At 71.0% G+C, this 19,056-nt stretch carries 17 protein-coding genes; 1 reads left to right on the top strand and 16 read right to left on the bottom strand.

Going from position 1 to position 19,056, the window contains the following annotated elements:
• Positions 1–9: 9 nt before the first annotated feature.
• From ACEN96_RS06300 to ACEN96_RS06245, 12 genes are read right to left on the bottom strand one after another with little or no spacing between them, the layout of a single operon-like run.
• Positions 10–1,908 carry a polysaccharide biosynthesis protein gene (locus tag ACEN96_RS06300; protein WP_495587188.1) on the bottom strand — a complete coding sequence of 633 codons (1,899 nt, stop codon included), beginning with the start codon at positions 1,906–1,908 and terminating at the stop codon, positions 10–12.
• Positions 1,909–1,933: 25 nt separating this feature from the next.
• Positions 1,934–2,527 carry a sugar transferase gene (locus tag ACEN96_RS06295; RefSeq protein ID WP_495587187.1) on the bottom strand — a complete coding sequence of 198 codons (594 nt, stop codon included), beginning with the start codon at positions 2,525–2,527 and terminating at the stop codon, positions 1,934–1,936.
• 28 nt (positions 2,528–2,555) lie between these two features.
• Positions 2,556–3,734 carry a DegT/DnrJ/EryC1/StrS family aminotransferase gene (locus ACEN96_RS06290; protein ID WP_495587186.1) on the bottom strand — a complete coding sequence of 393 codons (1,179 nt, stop codon included), beginning with the start codon at positions 3,732–3,734 and terminating at the stop codon, positions 2,556–2,558.
• Entirely contained in the window at positions 3,731–4,456 is a 726-nt protein-coding gene (locus ACEN96_RS06285; protein ID WP_495587185.1) for a class I SAM-dependent methyltransferase, read from the bottom strand. The genes ACEN96_RS06290 and ACEN96_RS06285 overlap by 4 nt, the downstream gene beginning before the upstream one ends.
• 50 nt (positions 4,457–4,506) lie before the next feature.
• Positions 4,507–5,739 (bottom strand): glycosyltransferase family 4 protein, encoded by a 1,233-nt coding sequence (locus ACEN96_RS06280; protein WP_495587184.1) that lies wholly within the window; start codon positions 5,737–5,739, stop codon positions 4,507–4,509.
• Positions 5,736–6,872, bottom strand: a complete 1,137-nt coding sequence (locus tag ACEN96_RS06275) for a glycosyltransferase (RefSeq protein ID WP_495587183.1) — start codon at positions 6,870–6,872, stop codon at positions 5,736–5,738. The genes ACEN96_RS06280 and ACEN96_RS06275 overlap by 4 nt, the downstream gene beginning before the upstream one ends.
• Positions 6,869–8,173 (bottom strand): lipopolysaccharide biosynthesis protein, encoded by a 1,305-nt coding sequence (locus ACEN96_RS06270; RefSeq protein WP_495587182.1) that lies wholly within the window; start codon positions 8,171–8,173, stop codon positions 6,869–6,871. The genes ACEN96_RS06275 and ACEN96_RS06270 overlap by 4 nt, the downstream gene beginning before the upstream one ends.
• Positions 8,170–9,423, bottom strand: a complete 1,254-nt coding sequence (locus tag ACEN96_RS06265) for a DegT/DnrJ/EryC1/StrS family aminotransferase (RefSeq protein WP_495587181.1) — start codon at positions 9,421–9,423, stop codon at positions 8,170–8,172. The genes ACEN96_RS06270 and ACEN96_RS06265 overlap by 4 nt, the downstream gene beginning before the upstream one ends.
• Positions 9,420–10,040 carry an acyltransferase gene (locus ACEN96_RS06260; RefSeq protein WP_495587180.1) on the bottom strand — a complete coding sequence of 207 codons (621 nt, stop codon included), beginning with the start codon at positions 10,038–10,040 and terminating at the stop codon, positions 9,420–9,422. The genes ACEN96_RS06265 and ACEN96_RS06260 overlap by 4 nt, the downstream gene beginning before the upstream one ends.
• Positions 10,024–11,127 carry a DegT/DnrJ/EryC1/StrS family aminotransferase gene (locus tag ACEN96_RS06255; RefSeq protein ID WP_495587179.1) on the bottom strand — a complete coding sequence of 368 codons (1,104 nt, stop codon included), beginning with the start codon at positions 11,125–11,127 and terminating at the stop codon, positions 10,024–10,026. Before ACEN96_RS06255 ends, ACEN96_RS06260 begins: the two co-directional genes overlap by 17 nt.
• On the bottom strand, positions 11,124–11,720 hold the full coding sequence (locus tag ACEN96_RS06250) for an acyltransferase (RefSeq protein WP_495587178.1): 597 nt from the start codon (positions 11,718–11,720) through the stop codon (positions 11,124–11,126). The genes ACEN96_RS06255 and ACEN96_RS06250 overlap by 4 nt, the downstream gene beginning before the upstream one ends.
• 1 nt (position 11,721) lies before the next feature.
• Positions 11,722–12,786: a Gfo/Idh/MocA family protein gene (locus tag ACEN96_RS06245; RefSeq protein ID WP_495587177.1), complete on the bottom strand. Its 1,065-nt coding sequence runs from the start codon at positions 12,784–12,786 to the stop codon at positions 11,722–11,724.
• Positions 12,787–12,838: 52 nt separating this feature from the next.
• Between ACEN96_RS06245 and lysS the strand changes: the two genes are divergently transcribed.
• A complete protein-coding gene (gene lysS, locus ACEN96_RS06240; RefSeq protein ID WP_495587176.1) occupies positions 12,839–14,380 on the top strand; it encodes a lysine--tRNA ligase in 1,542 nt (513 codons plus the stop codon).
• Between the two features lie 121 nt (positions 14,381–14,501).
• On the opposite strand, the gene ACEN96_RS06235 is transcribed toward lysS, so the two are convergent.
• The 4 genes from ACEN96_RS06235 to ACEN96_RS06220 form a co-directional block, all read right to left on the bottom strand.
• Positions 14,502–14,786 (bottom strand): DUF4148 domain-containing protein, encoded by a 285-nt coding sequence (locus ACEN96_RS06235; protein WP_495587175.1) that lies wholly within the window; start codon positions 14,784–14,786, stop codon positions 14,502–14,504.
• 527 nt (positions 14,787–15,313) lie between these two features.
• Positions 15,314–16,123, bottom strand: coding sequence for an enoyl-CoA hydratase (locus tag ACEN96_RS06230; protein ID WP_495587174.1), 810 nt, complete (start codon positions 16,121–16,123; stop codon positions 15,314–15,316).
• Between the two features lie 30 nt (positions 16,124–16,153).
• A complete protein-coding gene (locus tag ACEN96_RS06225; protein ID WP_495587173.1) occupies positions 16,154–17,302 on the bottom strand; it encodes a DUF3108 domain-containing protein in 1,149 nt (382 codons plus the stop codon).
• Positions 17,287–19,053 carry a M61 family metallopeptidase gene (locus tag ACEN96_RS06220; RefSeq protein WP_495587172.1) on the bottom strand — a complete coding sequence of 589 codons (1,767 nt, stop codon included), beginning with the start codon at positions 19,051–19,053 and terminating at the stop codon, positions 17,287–17,289. The genes ACEN96_RS06225 and ACEN96_RS06220 overlap by 16 nt, the downstream gene beginning before the upstream one ends.
• Positions 19,054–19,056: the final 3 nt, after the last annotated feature.

Raw genomic sequence — 19,056 nt, 5'->3', positions numbered from 1 at the left:
GCCTGTGCGTCAACGTTCCGGCGCGATTCGAACCGGCGCCGATCCATCGGTCCGCCGGTATTCCCGCACCCAGCGCCGTAGCCCGCCGACCACCTCTTCCCGCTCCCAATGCCGGTTATCCATCGCCCCCTTCACCCACTCCAGCAGCGCGCCATCCGCCGCCGCGTCGGTGAGCTTGGCGATCCTCACCCTTGAGATGCGCGTGGCCAGCGTCTGATCCGAATCCGCGATCAGTTCCTCATACAGCTTCTCCCCCGGCCTCAAGCCGGTGAACCGGATCCCGATCTCCTGTTCGCTCTTGCCCGCCATCCGGATCATCGTCCTGGCCAGATCCACGATCCTCACCGGATCCCCCATGTCCAGCACCAGCACCTGCCCGCTCTCCCCGATCGCGCCGGCCTGCAGCACCAGCCGCGCCGCCTCGGGGATCGTCATGAAGTAGCGAATGATGTCCGGGTGCGTCACCGTCACCGGCCCGCCCTTGGCGATCTGCTCCTTGAACTTCGGAATCACGCTCCCGCTGCTCCCGAGCACGTTCCCGAACCGCACCGCCATGAACTTCGTCGCGTGCCCCTGCCCCGCCATGTGGCTGATGACCAGCTCCGCCGCCCGCTTCGTCGCGCCCATCACGTTCGTCGGATTCACCGCCTTGTCCGTCGAGATCAGCACGAACCGCTCGGCCCCCGATTCGGCCGCCGCCGTGCACGCGTGATACGTCCCCAGCGTGTTGTTCCTCAGCGCCGCCCAGGCGTTCTCCTCCTCCATCAGCGGCACATGCTTGTAGGCCGCCGCATGGAACACGATCTGCGGCCGGTACTTTCCGAACGTGAAGCGCAAGTGCGCCAGATCCTTCACGTCCCCGATCAGCCGCACCAGCGGGATGTGCGGGAACTTCTCGCTCAGCTCCTGCTCGATCCGGTACAGCGCGAACTCGCTCAGCTCGACCAGCACGATCCTCGACGGCCCATACCGCGCCACCTGCCGGCACAGCTCCGATCCGATCGATCCGCCCGCGCCCGTGATCAGCACCACCTTGCCGCCGATGCACTCGCTGATGCCGCCCTCGTCGAGCTGCACCGGCTCGCGGCCGAGCAGGTCCTCCGGCTCGATGTCGCGCACCTGGTTCACCGCGCGGCCGGCCAGCAGCTCCTGGCTGCTCGGCACCGTCAGCACCGCCAGCCCCGTCTTGCCCGCCAGGTCCAGCGCGCGCCGCCGCTCCACCGTCGTCGCGCCCGGCATCGCCACGATCACGTGCGTGATGCCGTGCAGCTCCGCCTGCCGCGCCGCGTCCCCCAGCGTGCCGATCACCGGCACCCCGGCCACGCGCGCGCCGCGCTTCTCGGGCGCATCGTCCAGATAGCCCACCACCACCCAGCCCTGCTGGTGCTGGATGCCCGCCACCAGCAGCCGGCCCGCATCCCCCGCGCCCATCACCAGCGCGCGGCGCTGCTCCTGCGCGCTGCCGCTGATGCGGCTGCGCATGTGCTCATAAAGCATCCGGTAGCCCATGCGCATCGTCGCCAGCGCCATCAGCGTGAACACCGGATGCAGCGCCAGCACCGCGCGCGGCACCGCCGTCAGCTGCGCCATCAGCACCGCCACCGCCGCGACCAGGCCGGCGATCACGCATACCGCCGCCAGGCGCTTCACCTCGCCGAAGCCGCTGAAGCGCCACATCCCCTTGGGCACGCGGAACAGCTTCAGCAGCACGCCGTACAGCGCCACGATCGCGAGCATCACCCAGTGGTCGTAGCCAGGCCTGGCCTCGAACCAGCGCTCGAAGCCCAGCCGGAACAGATAGGTCGCCTGCCAGGCCAGCGCCACCGCCACCATGTCCAGCGCGAGCGCCAGGCCCTCCCGGAACGGACGGATCCGCGTCAGGAAGGCATCCAGGGACAACCAGTTCATCGTGTTCTCTTGTTCTGCGGCCCGCTCAGGCCTTGATCGCGCCCAGCGTCGCCAGGATCAGCCGGATGTCGCCACCCAGGCTGGCATTGCGCACGTAATCCGCCGCCAGGCGCAGCTTCATCGGCATCACCACCTCGACGTACTCGCGCTCCGGATCCGCCGCCCGCGCCAGCAGCTCGCTCTCGTTGCGGAAGCTCAGCGAGGCCGGATCGGTGATCCCCGGCCGCACCGACAGCACCACCTCGCGCAGCTCCGCCGGATACATCGCCACGTAGCGCGGCACCTCCGGCCGCGGCCCCACCAGGCTCATCGCGCCGCGCAGCACGTCCCACAGCTGCGGCAGCTCGTCGACCTTGGTCGCGCGCAGCCAGCGGCCGCTGCGGGTGATGCGCGCATCCTCGCCGACCGTGATCTGCGGCCCCAGCCGCGGCGCGTCCACGCGCATGGTCCGGAACTTGTGGATCCGGAAGCCGCGGCCGAACCGCCCCACCCGCTCCTGCCGGAACATCACCGGCCCCGGCGAGTCCAGCTTGATCCACGCCGCCACCACGAGCAGCAACGGGCTCAGCAGCAGCAGGCCGATCGCGGCGCAGACGATGTCGAAGAGTCGCTTGGCCATCGGCCTTCCCGTTCCCCGCCGATCCCGCTCAGGCGCCGAGGCTGCGGCGGATCGCGCCGATCACGCGCTCGACCTGCCCGTCGGTCATCGCCGTGTACAGCGGGATCGTGACCGTGCGCTCGTAGGCCTTCTGCGACTCGGGGAACATCGCCGCCGTCAGGCCGTAGCGCTCCTTCCAGTACGGATGCTGGTGCAGCGGCACGTAGTGCACGCTGCAGCCGATGCCCTGCTCGAACATGCGCTCGATGAAGACGTCGCGGCTCACCGGCGCCTCGTCCGACAGGCGCAGCACGTACAGGTGCCAGCTGTGCACGTCGCCCTCCGGCGCCTTCGGCGGCAGGATCAGCGGCAGGTCGGCCAGCGCCTCGAAGTAGCGCGCGGCGATCTGCTCGCGGCGCTTCTGGAAGGCCGGCAGCCGCTTGAGCTGGTGCAGCCCCATCGCCGCGGCGATGTCGGTCAGGTTGTACTTGAAGCCCGGCGCGACGATCTCGTAGTACCAGCTCGGCACCTTGGCCGTGAAGCGGTCGAAGGCATCGCGGTTGATGCCGTGCAGCCGCATCACGCGGGCGCGCTTGGCAAGCTCCGGATCGCGCGTGACGAGCATGCCGCCCTCGCCGGTCGTCATCGTCTTGTTGGCGTAGAAGCTGAACACCGTGGCGTTGCTGCCCATCGTGCCGATCAGCTCCTTCTCGAGCGTCGTCGGAAGCGCGTGCGCCGCGTCCTCGACGACCTTCAGCCCATGCCGGCGCGCGATGTCCAGCACCGACAGCATGTCCACCGCCAGGCCGGCGTAGTGCACCGGGATGATCGCCCTGGTGCGCGGCGTGATGGCAGCCTCGATCTGGTCGATCGCCAGGTTCATCGTGGCCGGATCGATGTCGATCAGCTTCACGTCGGCGCCCATGTAGCGCACCACCTCGGCCGTCGCGGTGAACGTATGGGTGGTCGTGATGACCTCGTCGCCAGGGCCGATGCCCAGCGCCTCGAGCGCCAGGTGCAGCCCGGCGGTCGCGGAGTTGACCGCGATGCACTCGATCTGCGGTTCGCCCAGGAACTCGGCGAAGGCCTGTTCGAAGCGCTTGGCCTTGGGGCCCGTCGTGATCCAGCCGCTCTTGAGCGTGTCGATCACTTCCGCGATCTCCTCGTCGCCCAGCTCGGGCAGCGCGAACGGCAGGAAGGGGAGCGTCTGGTCGGCGTTGTGGCTCATGGTGTCTTGGTGATGAGCGCCAGCACATGGCTGCGCAGGAAGGGGAGCATGTTGAGGACGCGGTAGGCGCCCGGATGCAGCCGGCAGGCGGCGCGCGCGATCGGCGGGGCCAGCGTGACGCGGCGCACCGCCATCCGGCCCTCGGGGAACAGCGCGCGCACGCGCTTGAGCGGCACGCCCCGGACGTCGGGATTGCGCGGATTGTCGACGATGAAGTCGTACCAGAGCACCGCGCCGCCGGGCCGCAGCCAGCGCCACATCGCGCCAGCGAGCCGCGCCTGCAGCGCGTCGTCCAGGATGGACGAGAACACCGTCGACTGCAGCACCAGGTCCTGGCTGCCGGGCTCGACCCGCGCCTGCGAGGCATCGCCCGCCAGCAGCCGCACCTGTTGCGGCAGCGCGGCGCGGGCCGCCTCCAGGCGCTCGGGCAGCAGCTCGATGCCGGTCAGGTGCTGCGGCAGCAGGCCCAGCCGCAGCATGTCCATCAGGTTGCCGCCGGCGCCGCAGCCGACCTCGGTCATGCGCCAGTCCGCCACCGGCGCGGCCGGATCGGCCTGCGCCGCGCGATGCGCCGCCAGCAGCCGCCACATCGCCGCCTGGCGCTCGTGCAGCATCTGCCAGACCTCCGGGCGCAGCAGGCTGTAACGCTCCAGGCCGGCCAGCCGCTGGTCGCGGCGGGCGTAGCGCTGGGCGATCGCCTGGAGTTCCCGGTCCTGGGTCATGGCATGGTCCTCGTGGCCGGTCGTTGCGGGTCTTGGCGGGTGGTGGCGGGTCAGGACACCGCGTCGATGAAGCGTTGCGCCAGCACCGGATAGGTGTGATTCGCCAGCACGAACTCGCGTCCGCGCCGGCCCATCGCGGCGCGCTCCGCGGCGGGCACGGCGGCGAGCCTGAGCAAGCCCTCGGCGACGGCGGATGCATCCTGCGGCGGCACGGTCAGCCCCGCGCCGGCCTCGGCCACCGGGTCGTTGCCGGCCTCCACCGAATGCAGCACCGGACGCTGGGCCATCATGTAGTCCATCAACTTGTTGGGCGCGATGCCGAAACGATAGATCGGCGTGCGTTGCCAGCCGATGTACGCGATGTCGAATCCCTGCAGCAGCGACGGGATCTGCGCCTTCGGGATCGCCGGGAACATCGCGACGTTGGTCAGCCCCTCGTCGCGCACGCGGGCCTCGAGCCGCTCGCGCAGGTGGCCGCCGCCCACCAGCACGAAGCTCAGCGCCGACGCCGCCGGATCACCGCGGTCCTTCAGTCGCCTGGCCGCGTCGAGCAGCACGTCCAGCGCGTTGGGCTCGCCCATCGAGCCGGCATAGCCGACGACGGTGCGCCCCGCCGCGCGCTCGGCGTCCACATGCGCCTGGATCGCGGCGTCCAGCGGCTCGCCCTGCTCCGACCATTCGTCGAGCGTGATGCCGTTGGGCACGATGTGCAGCTTCTTCAGGTCCAGGCCATGGGCCGCCATGTGCCGATGCACCTTGGGCAGCATCGACACGACGACGTCGGCATCGCGATAGGCGTCGTTCTCCGCCTTCTGGCACAGCATCGCGAACGGATGCCACTTCGACATGCCCGACAGCTCGATCGGCGACAGCGGCCAGAGGTCGTGGACCTCGTAGACCAGCTTGGCCTTGGCCAGCTTCGCGACGCGCCGCGCGACCCACACGTCCATCGGATAGGTGCTGGACGCAATCACGACATCCGGCTCGAACTCGCGCGCCAGGATGTCGGCGTCCTTCCAGACCTGGCGGCAGAAGGACCAGATGTTCTTGACCCGGCCCAGGCCGTTGCCCTGGTATTCGGGCGTGTCGTAGAAGAGGTAGTTCACGCCGCTCATCGCGGCCATGCCGGACTCGGGCTGCGTGGTGCGCACGTGTGAGTAGGACGCGCCCAGGATCAGTGCCTGGTGGCCCGCGCGGACCCATTCGCGGGCCAGGTAGTACGGGCGGAACTCCATGCCGTGCTTCGGCGAGCCCGCGTAGTGGTTGATCAGCAGCAGTTTCATAGGGACTTCAATCGCGCGATGAAGCGCGTCACGGCGGGCCCGAACATCGCGTGCTCCGCGACCCAGGCGCGGTTGGCGGCGCCCAGCCGGTCGGCATCGATCGGCTGGCCGGCGACCTCGGCCTGGCCAGCCAGCAGCTGCAGCCGGTCGGGCAGCGCGGCCAGGTCCTCGCCGTCCTTGAGGATCAGGCCATGCCGGCCCAGCAGCGTCCCCGGGCTGACGAGCTCGAGGCTGCCGGCGGTGCCGAGCACCTCGTGGTTCGCGGGCAGGTCGGACAGGATGGGCAGGCACTCGTGCGCCATCGCCTCCAGCACGGACACCGACACCGAGTCGCTCTCCGGCAGGCTCAGGAACCAGCGCGCCGGCGCATAGCGGCGGCCCTGCGAGGTGGCGTCCAGGCGGCCGGTGAACTCGACGCGTCCGGACAGGCCGAGCGAGGCCACCTGCGCCTGCAGCGCGGCGCGCAGCGAGCCGTCGTTGGCGACGACCAGGCGCGCCTCGGGCTGCCGCGCCGCGATCGCGGCGAAGACCTCGATGACGCGATGCGGCCGGTAGATCGGCTCCAGCCCGCGATTGGCGAAGAACAGCCACGGCTGCTTGCGCACGTTCTGCTTGGGCAGCTGCTCCAGGCCGAAGGGAAAGGTCATCACCTCGCCGGCGCCGAGCTCGCGCATGCGGGCGCTCATGTGCTCGGAATCGGAGGTCGTGATCGCGCAGGCCTTGAGCACCTGCGTGGTCAGCCAGCGGTAGGCCCAGCCCTGGGCGGGCGTGACGAGGATGTCGCTGCCCCAGGCCGAGCCGGCGATGCGGGCGCGCAGCTTCCAGCCCCGGCGCGCCGCCCAGGCCAGCGTGCCGTGCGAGGTCAGGTAGTGCGCATGCAGCCAGTCGGCGTCGATCCGCTTCAGCCACGCGCCCAGCGCCGGCAGCTGCTTGAGCACCGCGAAGTTGCCGCCGGCATGGGCCGGATCGGTGTTCAGCGCGAGGCGGCGGTCCTCGGGGATCAGGAAGTGGAACTCCGGCGCGAAGCCGCGCGTCGACGCGGCCCACAGCTCGAGCTCGCGCTGCTGCGACAGCGCGCGCGCCCATTTCAGGAGGTGGGGACTCTCGCCGTCCCCGATCAGGACCAGTCTCATGCAGGCACTCCGTCGAGGGCCGGACGCGGCGCCGCGCCGCGCACCAGCCACGCGAGGTAGATCGCGAAATAGATCGGCAGCAGCACCGCGATGGCGCCCAGCGCCGTCGTCAGGCGGCCGCCGGTGCTCAGGACCAGCGCGACCGGCAGCACGTACAGCGCGTTGCCGACCAGGCTGAACACCAGCGCGCCGCGCTGCCGGCCGGTGACCATCGGCGTGACCGTCAGCGGCGCGGCGATGAAGTGCGCCGCGACATAGGGCGCGAGCCAGCGGCCGTACTCGCCCGCCGCCGCCCAGCCGGGCCCCAGCAGCCAGCCGAACAGCGCCGGCCCGGCCGCGATCAGCACGGCCATGCAGGGCAGAGCCACCAGCGCCAGCAGCTTGATGCCACGGATCAGGCGCGGACGCAGGTCGATGCCGCGCTGCCAGTCGCGCGCGAGCTCGCCCAGCAGCGCCTCGGACAGCGCGCCGCCGACCAGCGTCGCCGGCGCCTTCACGAGCCGCACCATCAGCGCGTAATGGCCGGCCGTGGCCGCGTCGGCCCAGGCGGCGATCAGCGCGAGCACCAGCGTCTCCTGCGCCGCGTTGACGAACGCGTGCGGGCTGTTGAGCAGCGGGAACTGCCGGTAGCGCCAGGCCAGCCGTCTCAGGTGGCGCCAGTGCCAGGTCTTGCCAGCCTGGTCCAGCCGCGTCGCGCGGCGCCAGCGGCTGCCGCGCGCGAGCAGCCACAGTGGCGCGAGCAGCGCGGCCAGGCTCTGCGACAGCACCAGCGCGGCCACGCCGGCAAAGCCACCCAGCGCCGCGAGCGCCTGCGCCCCGGCCATCACGCCCTGCTGCAGCACGCGCGCCTGCGCGATCACGTCGATGCGGCCCTGGCGGTTGTTCCAGAGGCTGAGCGCCTGCTGCATGCCCGCCAGCGCGACCACCGGCGCGAGCATCAGCAGCCAGGGATCGAGCTGGTCCAGCGCGACCCAGCGGCCGCCCAGCCTGGCGTGATGCGCCATCACGAGGTGCCAGGCGCTGGCGCCGGCGGCGGTCAGCAGACCCACGCCGAGCGCGATCCACAGCGCCAGCTGCAGCACCAGCGCGGCCTCGCCGTCGCGGCGCGGCAGCACGATGGCGTACTCGTAGCGGGCATTGGCGATGGTCGCGAGGTTGGCCGCCAGCGCCACGAACAGCGCCCAATGGCCGAGCGCCTCGGCGCCGTACCAGCGCGTGAGCAGCGGCGCGATCAGCATCGGCAGCGCCTGCGTCAGCATCGACGCGCCGGCGAGCTGGGCGAAGCGGCGGCGCACGGTCATGCGGACGCTCCTCCATGGCGCTCGGCGATGGCGCGCACGGCGGCGCGTTGCGCGGCGCTCAGGCGCGCGTGCAGCCCGAGCGGCAGATTGAGGACGTCCCGCGCGGCGCGCTCGCCGTTCGGGCAGTCGCCTTCGGCGTAGCCGAAGCGGCGGCTGCCACGCGGATGGACGACGTCGTCGAACCAGGTGCCGCCGACGATGTTCCCGGCCTCGAGCGCGGCAATCGCCGCGTCGCGCGCGGCCGCATCGGGCAGCAGCAGCGGGTAGCGCAGCAGCACGGCGCCCGGCGTTCGCGCAGGCCGTTCCCAGCCCGGCAGATCCGCGAGCAGCGCGTCGTAGCCGGCGGCCTGCGCGCGGCGCAGCGCATGGACCTCGGCGAAGCGGCGCGCCTGCCTCAGGCCCAGCGCGGCGCTGAGCGGATGCAGGCCGGCGCGGTAGTCGGGCTGCGTGTCGCCGGCGACTTCGCTGTCGGGCGTCTTCGCGACCACGCCCAGCATCCGCGACGGCGCGCGCAGCAAGGCGACCAGCGCGCGCAGCGCGGCGCGCGGGACGCTCATCGTCAGCCGATGCCAGCACAGCGTGAGCCATTGCTTGAGCACCGCCGCCATCGACGGCGCGCGCAGGGCCGGCATGCGGGCCGCGAAGCGCGCGCGCAGCGCCGCGTCATGGATCACGAGCGCGCCGCCGATGCCGGTGGTCAGCGGCTTCGAGTATTCGAAGGAGAAGAACGCGGCGTGGCCGAGCGTGCCGGCGACACGTCCCCGCGCGTCGGTGCTGCCCCACGCGTGGGCGGCGTCCTCGATGAAGATCACGTCCGGATGCCGCGCGATCAACGCATCCAGGCCCTCGAGGACCAGTCCGAAGTTGTGCGGCACGACCACCAGCCGCGTCGCCGGCCCGATGGCCGCGCTGATCGCCGCCGCGGTGGGATTGAAATCGCCCGGCGCGATGTCGACATAGCGCACCGTCAGTCCGAGGTGCATGAACACGTTGGGCACGACCACGCAGGTGTAGCCGGGCAGCAGCACCTGCGCGCCGGCGGGCAGGTCCAGCGCCGCGGTGAACGCATGCAGCGCCGCGCGGCCGGCGCCGAAGAGCCGGACCTCGCCGTCCCGCGCCGGATCCAGGCCCAGGCTGCGCGCGAACGCGGCGCGGAAGTCCTCCGCGCTGGCCGGGCCGCGCCGCAGCCAGTGCCAGAGCGCGGCGGGCAGGTCGCGCCAGCGCAGCGCGCCGGCGACATGACCCTTCATGACGGGTCCGGCGGCGTCCTGACGCCGTCGATCCGGTGGAGGGGCACCGCCGGCACGCCGCCGTAAACCCAGCCGCGCGCCAGGTGGCCGCGCACCACCGCGTGCGCCGCGACAACGACGTCGTCATCAATCACGCTGCCCGGCAGCACCGTCACGCGCGCACCGATGAACACGTTGTTGCCGATGCGGATGTCGGCGCGCCGGTAGTGATCGCGGAACAGGCCCCGCGCCGTCACCGCGTTGGACTCGCAGAACAGCATCAGGCCGGGGCCGATGGCGACGTCGTCGCCGATGCTCAGGCGCTGGCCGCCGACCAGCAGGTAGCCGCCCGGCGCGACATGGCTGCGCGCGCCGATCGTGAAGCGGCCCTCGCCGGTGGCGAGCACCTGGACATCGCGGTACAGGATGGTGCCGTTGCCCAGCGCGCTGCCCGCGCCGCAGCGCACCCGCGCGCCGGGATGGATCTGCACGCGCACGCCCACGCGCAGGCCGAACCACGCCGCGACCCGCGCGCGCATTCGCGCGCGCACCGCATCCAGCGTGTAGCCCAGCTGCATCGAGAGACGGTCCTTGTGGTGGAAGTGCGGGACGATCGCCGCGTCAGGCCAGCGCGGCACGCAGCGCGGCGATCACCTGGTCCTGCTGCGCCGGGCTCAGGTCGGCGCTCATCGGCAGGCTCATCACGCGCGCCGCGGCCGCCTCGGCATGCGGCAGCGGGGTCGCGGCGCGGCAGCGCTGCTCGTAGGCGGGCTGGCGGTGCAGCGGCTTCGGATAGTGGATCGCGGTCGGGATGCCGGCCTGCTTGAGCGCCTCGGCCACCGCGTCGCGTCGGTCCACCTGCACGGTGAACTGCGCCCACACGCAGTCGCGGTCCTCGCGCACCGCCAGGCGCTGCAGCGGCAGCTCGCCCAGGCGCTGCTGGTAGCGCTCACCGATGGCCAGGCGCTGCGCGATCTCCCAGTCGAAGCGTTCCAGCTTGCCCAGCACCACCGCGCACTGCAGCGTGTCCATGCGGCCGCCGACGCCCACCCGCGTGTGCGTGTAGCGCTGGCTCTGGCCGTGGACGCGGATCTCGCGCGCGGCCTGCGCCAGCGTGTCGTCGTCGGTGAACAGCGCGCCGCCGTCGCCGTAGCAGCCCAGCGGCTTGCTCGGGAAGAAGCTGGTCGCGCCCCAGGTCGACAGGCCGCAGCTCCTGCGGCCCTTGTAGCTGGCGCCGAAGCTCTGCGCCGCATCCTCGATTACCGGGAGGTTCCCGTGCCGCGCCGCGATCGCGTTGATCGCGTCCATGTCGCAGACCTGGCCGTACAGGCTGACCGGCATGATCGCCCGGGTGCGCGGTGTGATGGCGGCCTCGATCAGCGAGGCGTCCAGGTTGCAGCTGTCCTGCTCGATGTCGACGAACACCGGGACGCCGCCCAGCAGCACGATGGTCTCCACCGTCGCGGCGAAGGTGAAGGGCGTGGTGATGACCTCGTCGCCGGGCTGCAGGTCCAGCGCCATCAGCGCGATCAGCAGCGCCTCGGTGCCGCTGGCCACGGTGATGCAGTGCCGCGTGCCGGCATACGCCGCCAGCGCGGTCTCGAGCTCCTTGACCTCCGGGCCCATGATGTACTGGCCATGGTCCAGCACGCGCTGGATGCGCGCGTCGATGCTCGGCTTGAGCGCGGCGTACTGGGCCTTGAGGTCGATGAAGGGAAGGCTCATGCCTGGGGCTCCGTGGCATCCACCAGGCGCAGCGCCCGGCCGTTGAGTTCGTAGAGATCGCCGCTCGCCGGGCAGGCCGCGCGGCCCTGGCCCTGGACGGGCAGCGCCAGCTTCTCGCCATGGCGGCTCATCCAGCCGATCTGGCGGGCCGGCACGCCGACCATCAGCGCATGCGCCATCACGTCGCCCTTGACCACCGCGCCGGCGCCGACGAAGGCGTACTCGCCGATCGTCGCGCCGCAGACGATGGTGCAGTTGGCGCCCAGCGTCGCGCCGCGCTTCACCAGCGTGCGGCGGTACTCGCTCTTGCGCGGCACCGCCGAGCGCGGGTTGTAGACATTGGTGAAGACCATCGACGGGCCGCAGAAGACGTCATCCTCCAGCGTCACCGCGTCGTAGACCGACACGTTGTTCTGGATCTTCACGTTGCGGCCGATGGTCACGTCGTTGCCGACGTACACGCCCTGCCCCAGCGAGCAGCCGTCACCGATGCGCGCGCCGGCGCAGACGTGGCTGAAGTGCCAGACCTTGGTGCCCTCGCCGAGCCGCGCGCCGTCGTCGACAAAGGCGCTGTCGTGCTTCCACCAGCTCATGTCAGAACACCAGCGGCAGGCCGACGCGCTGGCCGTCGCGCGCGCTGCGATAGGCGGCGATCAGCAGCTCCAGCGAGCGCAGGCCCTCGTAGCCGTCGACCTGCGCCTGCGCCTCGCCGCGCAGCGTCTGGATGACGTTGTCGTAGTAGGCCGCGTGGCCGAAGCCGTAGACGCTGGTGGTCTCGTAGCTGGCGTTCTTCACCAGCTCGTCGTCGGGATGGGGCGTCTCGAAGGCCCAGTGCTCGATCCTGTTGACCGCCGTGCCGCCGATCTTGACCGTGCCCTTCTCGCCCAGGATGGTGATCGAGCCTTCCAGGTTCTGCGGATAGGTCAGCATCGTCACGTTGATGCTGGCCAGGCCGCCGTGACGCAGGCGCAGCGCCAGCACGCCGGTGTCCTCGGCCTCGATGTCGCGGTCCAGCGTCGCCGTGTAGGCGTGCACGTTGTCCACCGGGCCGACCAGCCAGTCCAGCAGGTCCACGTAGTGGCTGGCCTGGTTCATGAAGGCGCCGCCGTCCATGTCCCAGCGGCCGCGCCAGCGGGCGGCGTCGTAGTAGCTCTGCGGGCGGGTCCAGAAGACGTTGACCGTGCTCATGAAGATGCGGCCGAAGCGGCCCTGGTCCAGCGCCTTCTTGACCAGCTGCACCGTCGCGTTGAGGCGGTTCTGCTTGACGACGAACAGCTTCACGCCGGCATCGCGGCAGGCGCGGACCATGGCCTGGCCTTCCTCGAACTTGGTCGCCATCGGCTTCTCGCTGAGCACGTGGCGGCCGGCGCCGGCGCAGGCGATGGCCTGCTGCGCGTGCAGGCCGCTGGGCGTGGACAGCACGACCAGGTCGGCGTCCGAGCCCGCCAGCAACGCGTCCAGCGAGGCGAAGCCCCGCTGCGCGGGCAAGCCGGTCTGGGCCAGCGCGGCCTGGACGGCCTCGGGGCGCGTGTCGCAGACGGCGACCAGCTCGGCGCGGCCCGCGTGACGGGTCAGCGCCTCGACGTGGTTCTTCGAAATGCGGCCGCAGCCGACAAGGGCGACACGGACGGGGCGGTCCAGGATGGGGAACTGAGGCATGGGGGGCGATTTTAAAAGCCTAAAATCGCGCCCAGCTTTTTCCAGGTCCACGATGAGCCAGCCCCAAGCCCCCCACACCGGCGCCGACCAAGCGGCGCCCGCGCAAGACGACAACAAGCTGATCGCCGAACGCCGCGAGAAACTCGCCGCCATCCGCGAGAAGGCGAAAGCCCAGGGCGTCGCGGCCTTCCCCAACGACTTCAAGCCCCAGCACCGCGCCCAGCCGCTGCAGGCGCAGTACGGCGAGCTCCCCAACGACGAGCTCGAGCCGCAGGCCGTGGCCGTGACGGTGGCCGGCCGCATGATGCTCAAGCGCATCATGGGCAAGGCCAGCTTCGCCACGCTGCAGGACGCCACCGGCGCGATCCAGCTGTTCCTGTCCAGGGACGCGCTGGGCGAGGAGGTCTACAACGACTTCAAGCACTTCGACCTGGGCGACATCCTGGGCGCCGAGGGCACGCTCTTCCGCACCCGCACCGGCGAGCTGTCGGTCAAGGTCACGACGCTGCGCCTGCTGACCAAGTCGCTGCGCCCGCTGCCGGACAAGTTCCACGGCATGGCCGACCAGGAGCAGAAGTACCGCCAGCGCTACGCCGACCTGATCTCCGACGGCAAGGCGCGCGAGCGCTTCGTGGCGCGCTCCAGGGCGGTGTCGTCGATCCGCTCGTACATGGTGGAGAACGGCTTCCTGGAGGTCGAGACGCCGATGCTGCATCCGATCCCGGGCGGCGCCAACGCCAAGCCCTTCATCACGCACCACAACGCGCTGGACCAGGAGATGTACCTGCGCATCGCGCCGGAGCTCTACCTGAAGCGCCTGGTGGTGGGCGGATTCGAGCGGGTGTTCGAGATCAACCGCAACTTCCGCAACGAGGGGATCAGCGTCCGGCACAACCCCGAGTTCACGATGATGGAGTTCTACGCGGCCTACTGGACCCACCAGGAGGTCATGAGCTTCACCGAGGAAGTGATCCGCCACGCCGCGCGCGCCGCCACCGGCAGCGCGGTGGTGAGCTACGCCGGCAAGCCGGTCGACCTGGAGCAGCCGTTCACGCGGCTGTCGGTGCGCCAGTCGCTGATCGTGCATGCGGGCGTGAGCGAGGCCGAGGCCGATGACGCGGACGTGCTGCGCGCCAGGCTCAAGGCGCTGGGCGAGGAAGCGCCGGCGCACTGGGGCCTGTCGGCGCTGCAGTTCGGGATGTTCGAGGCGGTGGTCGAGGAGAAGCTCTGGGAGCCGACCTTCATCGTCGACTACCCGGTCGAGGTCTCGCCGCTGGCGCGCGCGTCGGACGCGGATCCGACGCTGACGGAGCGCTTCGAGCTGTTCATCACCGGCCGCGAGTACGCCAACGGCTTCTCCGAGCTGAACGACGCCGAGGACCAGGCGGCGCGCTTCCAGGCGCAGGTTGCCAACAAGGACGCCGGCGACGAGGAGGCGATGTTCTTCGACGCCGACTTCATCCGGGCGCTGGAGTACGGCATGCCGCCCACCGGCGGCTGCGGCATCGGCATCGACCGCCTGATGATGCTGATCACCGACAGCCCGTCGATCCGCGACGTGATCCTGTTCCCGGCGCTGCGCCGCGAGGGCTGAGCGCCAGGGCTGGGGCGAGGACCCCCACAAGCAGAAAGGGACACCGCGAGGTGTCCCTTTTCCTTTGGCCTCCCCTGGCCGGCCGGTGCGCCCGGCAGTGTCGAGGGGGAAGCGGCGCGCCTTACTTGGCGGCGTTGCCTTCGTTCGACGCGCCCTTCTTGGCGGCGGTCTTCTGGGCGGCGGCCTTGGCGGCCAGTTGGCTGGCCGTCGGGGCGTTGATGCCGTTGTTCAGGGCACCGACGCCGGCCTGCTCGGCGCTCAGCGCGGCGACTTCGCCGGAATCGCGGGCGGCTTGCAGTTCGGCGATCACTTCGGCGCGGGTCTTTTCCACCGGTTCGGCGGCGAAGGTGGCGCCGGCGGTCAGGAAGGCGGCGGCGATCAGGGCGGTCTTGGTCAGCGTGTTCATGGTGGGCTCCTCAGCGGTTCGTGGCACCGGACTCCGCACTCCGCGTCGTCCATGGGCTGAACTCTAGGCGTCACCCCTGCGGGAAAACACTAGGCTTTCTGGAAAGATCCGTTCACGGATCGTCAACAATCGCCGCCGACGGGGAGGCGATACACCGCTCGGGATCAAGGATTGTTTCAGTTTCGACGCCCACTGCCCCCGTCTCCCCCGGGAGAGCGGGCGAGACGCAAGAGGTGTGGCGGCATGCGGCGGCCACTGGCCCTCTCCCCGCCCTCTCCCGCAAGCGGGCGAGGAGGTAATACCGGCCTGCCCGCACTTGCCTTGCGCAAGAACTCCCTCGCCCCCCGCGAGGGGGGAGAGGGCAGGGGAGAGGGGGTGCTTCGAAGGGCAGCAGCGCTGTGGCACGAGCCCCCTCTCCCCTCCCTCTCCCCGCTGGGGCGAGGGGGTTTATTACGACGTCCGGCTCTTACACCCTCGCCCGCTTGCGGGAGGGGTGAGGGCCAGCGGCCGACGCAGGCCAACCCGCCTCAGCGGTGCTTGAAGATCGGCGCCCGTTTCGCCAGGAAGGCTTCCATGCCCTCGCGCTGGTCGTCGGTGCCGAACAGCGCGTGGAAGTGCCGGCGCTCGATCGCGACGCCTTCCGTCAGTCCGCCCTGGTAGGCCAGGTTCACCAGTTCCTTGATCAGCATCGTCGACGGCCCGCTGAAGCCGTTGATCGTCTCCGCCGCCGTCAGCGCCTCGGCCATCAGCTGCTCCGCCGGCACGACCCGCGACACCAGCCCGGCGCGCTCGGCCTCCGCCGCGTCCATCATCCGGGCCGTCAGCAGCATGTCCATCGCCTTGCTCTTGCTGATCGCCCGCGGCAGCCGCTGCGTGCCGCCCGCGCCGGGGATGATGCCCAGCTTGATCTCCGGCTGCCCGAAGCGGGCCGTCTCGGCCGCGATGATGAAGTCGCACATCATCGCCAGCTCGCAGCCGCCCCCCAGCGCGAAGCCCGCCACCGCGCCGATCACCGGCTTGCGCACCTGCAGGATGGTTTCCCAGTTCTTCGAGATCAGTCCGCTCTTGAACGCCGACATGAAGGTGTGCGGCGCCATCGTCGGAATGTCCGCGCCCGCGGCGAAGGCGCGCTCGCTGCCGGTCAGCACGATGCAGCCGATGCCGTCGTCCGCATCGAAGGCCAGCAGCGCGCGGCCCAGTTCATCCATCAGCGGGTCGCTCAGCGCGTTCAGTTGCTTGGGGCGGTTCAGGCGGATCACGCCGGTCTTGCGCTCGCCGGCGCCGGCGACCTCGACCAGGATGTTCTCGAAGCTCACGCCGTTCAGGGCCTGGATCATGGGATGTCTCCTCAGCTGGAATGGCGGCAACTATAGAGGCGCCCGCCCGCGCGCCGATGACGCCGGCGGGGCGCCCGCCTCCGGCGCCAGCGCCTGTCTGGGCGGCGCCTTCAGCATCAGGTCGATGTGCGTGCGCGGATCCTTCGCGCGGTTCTGCCAAAGCCGCACCCGCACCGGCAGGTATTGCAGCGACGGCGCGAGCCAGAACTCCGCCTGCATGTCGCCGCGCGTGTCGGTCATGTCGGAGTCCACGTGCCACGCCGGGATCGGCCCGAGCGGCGTCGCCACCTCCTCCAGCTTCACGATCCTGTAGCGCCACAGGTGCAGGTTGCGCGGCAGCGCCAGCGGCTGCTGGATCAGCAGGTCCCCGTCCACCGCCTGCCGCCCGGTCAGGAACAGCCAGGTGAACTGCACGAACTGGCTGGCCGCGTCCTGCGTGCCGTCGGGCGCGGGCTCGCGGCGCCCATCGGGCATGATCACGCCGCCGTTGTCGAAACGCAGCGTCGACTGCCGGTTCCCGCCGGCCAGACCGCCGGTCACTTCATCGAAGCGCCGGGGCACCAGGCCGATGGGCGTGATCTCGCCATCGCTGCTCAGGCGGCGCGACATCAGCGGCGCGATCCTCGGTCCGACCCATGCTTCCAGATGAACCTGGTAATGCGAGCCCTCGCGCAGCCATTGCACCTGCGCATCCCCATAGACGGGGCCGCGGTAATCGCCGGTCAGCTTGTACTCGAGCTCCGTGGACAGCGGCCATTCGATGCCCGGCATCCAGTCACCCACCGCATCGGAGACCGCCAGCGCCGGCGGCATCGCGAGCGCCTGCAGCTCAGGCGGCGGCTGGCTGGCGGCGGGATCGGGCGGCAGCGGCGCGGGGCCGGCGCCCACGGTCGCGGGCAGCGTCTGCACGACCCGCTTGGGCGCGCCTGGGGGCCCCTCCTGCTTCGCCGCCGCCGCGGGCGGGGGCGGCGCGGCGGGCTTGAGTTCGCGCACGAACGCGGCCTTCAGCCGCTCGGGCTCCGGCGTGGAGGGCATCCACTGGTCATGCAGGTCGCGCGCGCCGCTCAGCAGCCACAGATGGGCCGCCAGCACCGCCAGCGTCAGGCCGGCCAGCGCGAAGGCGCCGCGGCGCCGGGCTCTGCCCGGTTCACCGCGGCCGGCGCTCAGCCGCCCAGCCATGCGCGACGCAGGCTCTGCGCGCGCGCCGGCGCCTTGTCCAGCAGGCCAAGGCAGACCGGCCGCGCGGCGCTGTCCTGCGTCGGCAGCGTCAGCGTCAGGCTGAGCATCCGCTGGTCGCGCGCCACCAGCAGCTCGAGCTGCTGCGGATCGACATGGTTCAGCGTCAGCGGCAGGTCCTCGAGCTTGCGGATGCGCCAGCCGTTGCAGGCGACCAGTTCGTCGCCCGCGCTCAAGCCCGCCGCCAGGCCGGCGCCCTCGAGCAGCACGTTCTTGATCGTCACCACGCCGTCGGCCTCCGCCACGCGCAGCCCCAGCCGCTGCGCCAGCGTCGGCTTGTCATGGGACCAGCGCACGCCGAGCTTCTCCAGCAGCTGCGGCAGCGGCAGATCGTCGGTGCCATGCACCCAGGTGGACAGCGTCTGCGCGATCGCCTCGCCGCCAAGATCCGAGAGCTTGGCCAGGATGCGCGCCTCGCTGACCGGGCCGCCGCCGGTGTCCTTCCACAGGCCGCGCATCAGGTCGTCGAGCGAGGCCGGCTTGTCGCCCTTCTCCGCGCCGCGCAGCGACAGGTCCAGCGCCAGCGCCACCATCGAGCCCTTGGCGTAGTAGCTGACCACCGCATTGGGCGTGTTCTCGTCCTGGCGGTAGTACTTGGTCCAGGCCTCGAAGCTGGAACGCGCCACGCTGTGGTGCTTGCGGCCCGGCGCGCCCAGCACCTGGGTGAAGGTCTGCGCGATCAGCTTCAGGTAGCGCGACTCGTCGATCAGGCCGGCGCGCACCAGGAACAGGTCGTCGTAGTACGAGGTGAAGCCCTCGAAGAACCACAGCAGCTCGGTGTAGTTCTCCTGCTCGTAGTCGTAGCGCTCGAAGACATCGGGCCGCAGCCGCTTGACGTTCCAGGTGTGGAAGTACTCGTGGCTGATCAGGCCGAGCAGCTTCGCGTAGCCGTCGTTGACCTCGGTCTGTCCGAGCCGCGGCAGGTCGCGCCGCGACGCGATCAGCGCCGTGCTGGCGCGGTGCTCCAGCCCGCCGTAGCCGTCGTCGGTGCAGTTGAGCAGGAACACATAGCGCGCCATCGGCGGCTTGCCCTTGCCGTTGTGCCAGAAATGGATCTGCGTCTCGCAGAGCTTCTGCGCGTCGCGCAGCAGCCGCTCGCCGTCGAAGACCGGCAGCGCGCCCGCCACGACGAACTCGTGCGGCACGCCGCCCGCGACGAACTCCCCGCGCCAGAACGGGCCCAGCTCGAACGGATGGTCGGCGAGCTCGTCGTAGTTGGCGGCCTCGAACTGCCCCTTCGCATCCTCGACCGGCGTCATCGCGGTCGCGATGTCCCAGCCCGCCGGCAGGCCGGCCAGTTCCACGCGATGCGGCAGCTCGACCTTGCCCTGCGCGCGCAGGCACAGACTGGTCGGATTGAAGAAGCCGCGCTGCGCGTCCAGGAAGGCCGCGCGCACCGAGGTGTCGAAGGCGTAGACCGGATAGCTGACGACCAGCGCGCCGCGGCCGGCGCAGTCGAAGCTCCAGCGGTTCTTCGCGACCTGCGTGACCGTCACCTCGCGCGTGCCCTGGCGCGCCGTGATGGCGCCCAGGTGGCGGGAGAACTCGCGCACCAGGTAGCTGCCGGGGATCCAGACCGGCAGGCTCAGGACCTGGTCCGGTTCGGGCGCCGGCACGGTCATCGTGACCTCGAAGCGGTGCGCGTGCGGGTCGGCGGCGGCGATGCGGTAGTGGATCGTGGGGCGGGCGGTCATGAG

It is taken from the genome of Roseateles sp. Mitsp63 (assembly GCF_059491535.1).
This window is presented reverse-complemented; position numbering and strand designations above follow the sequence as displayed.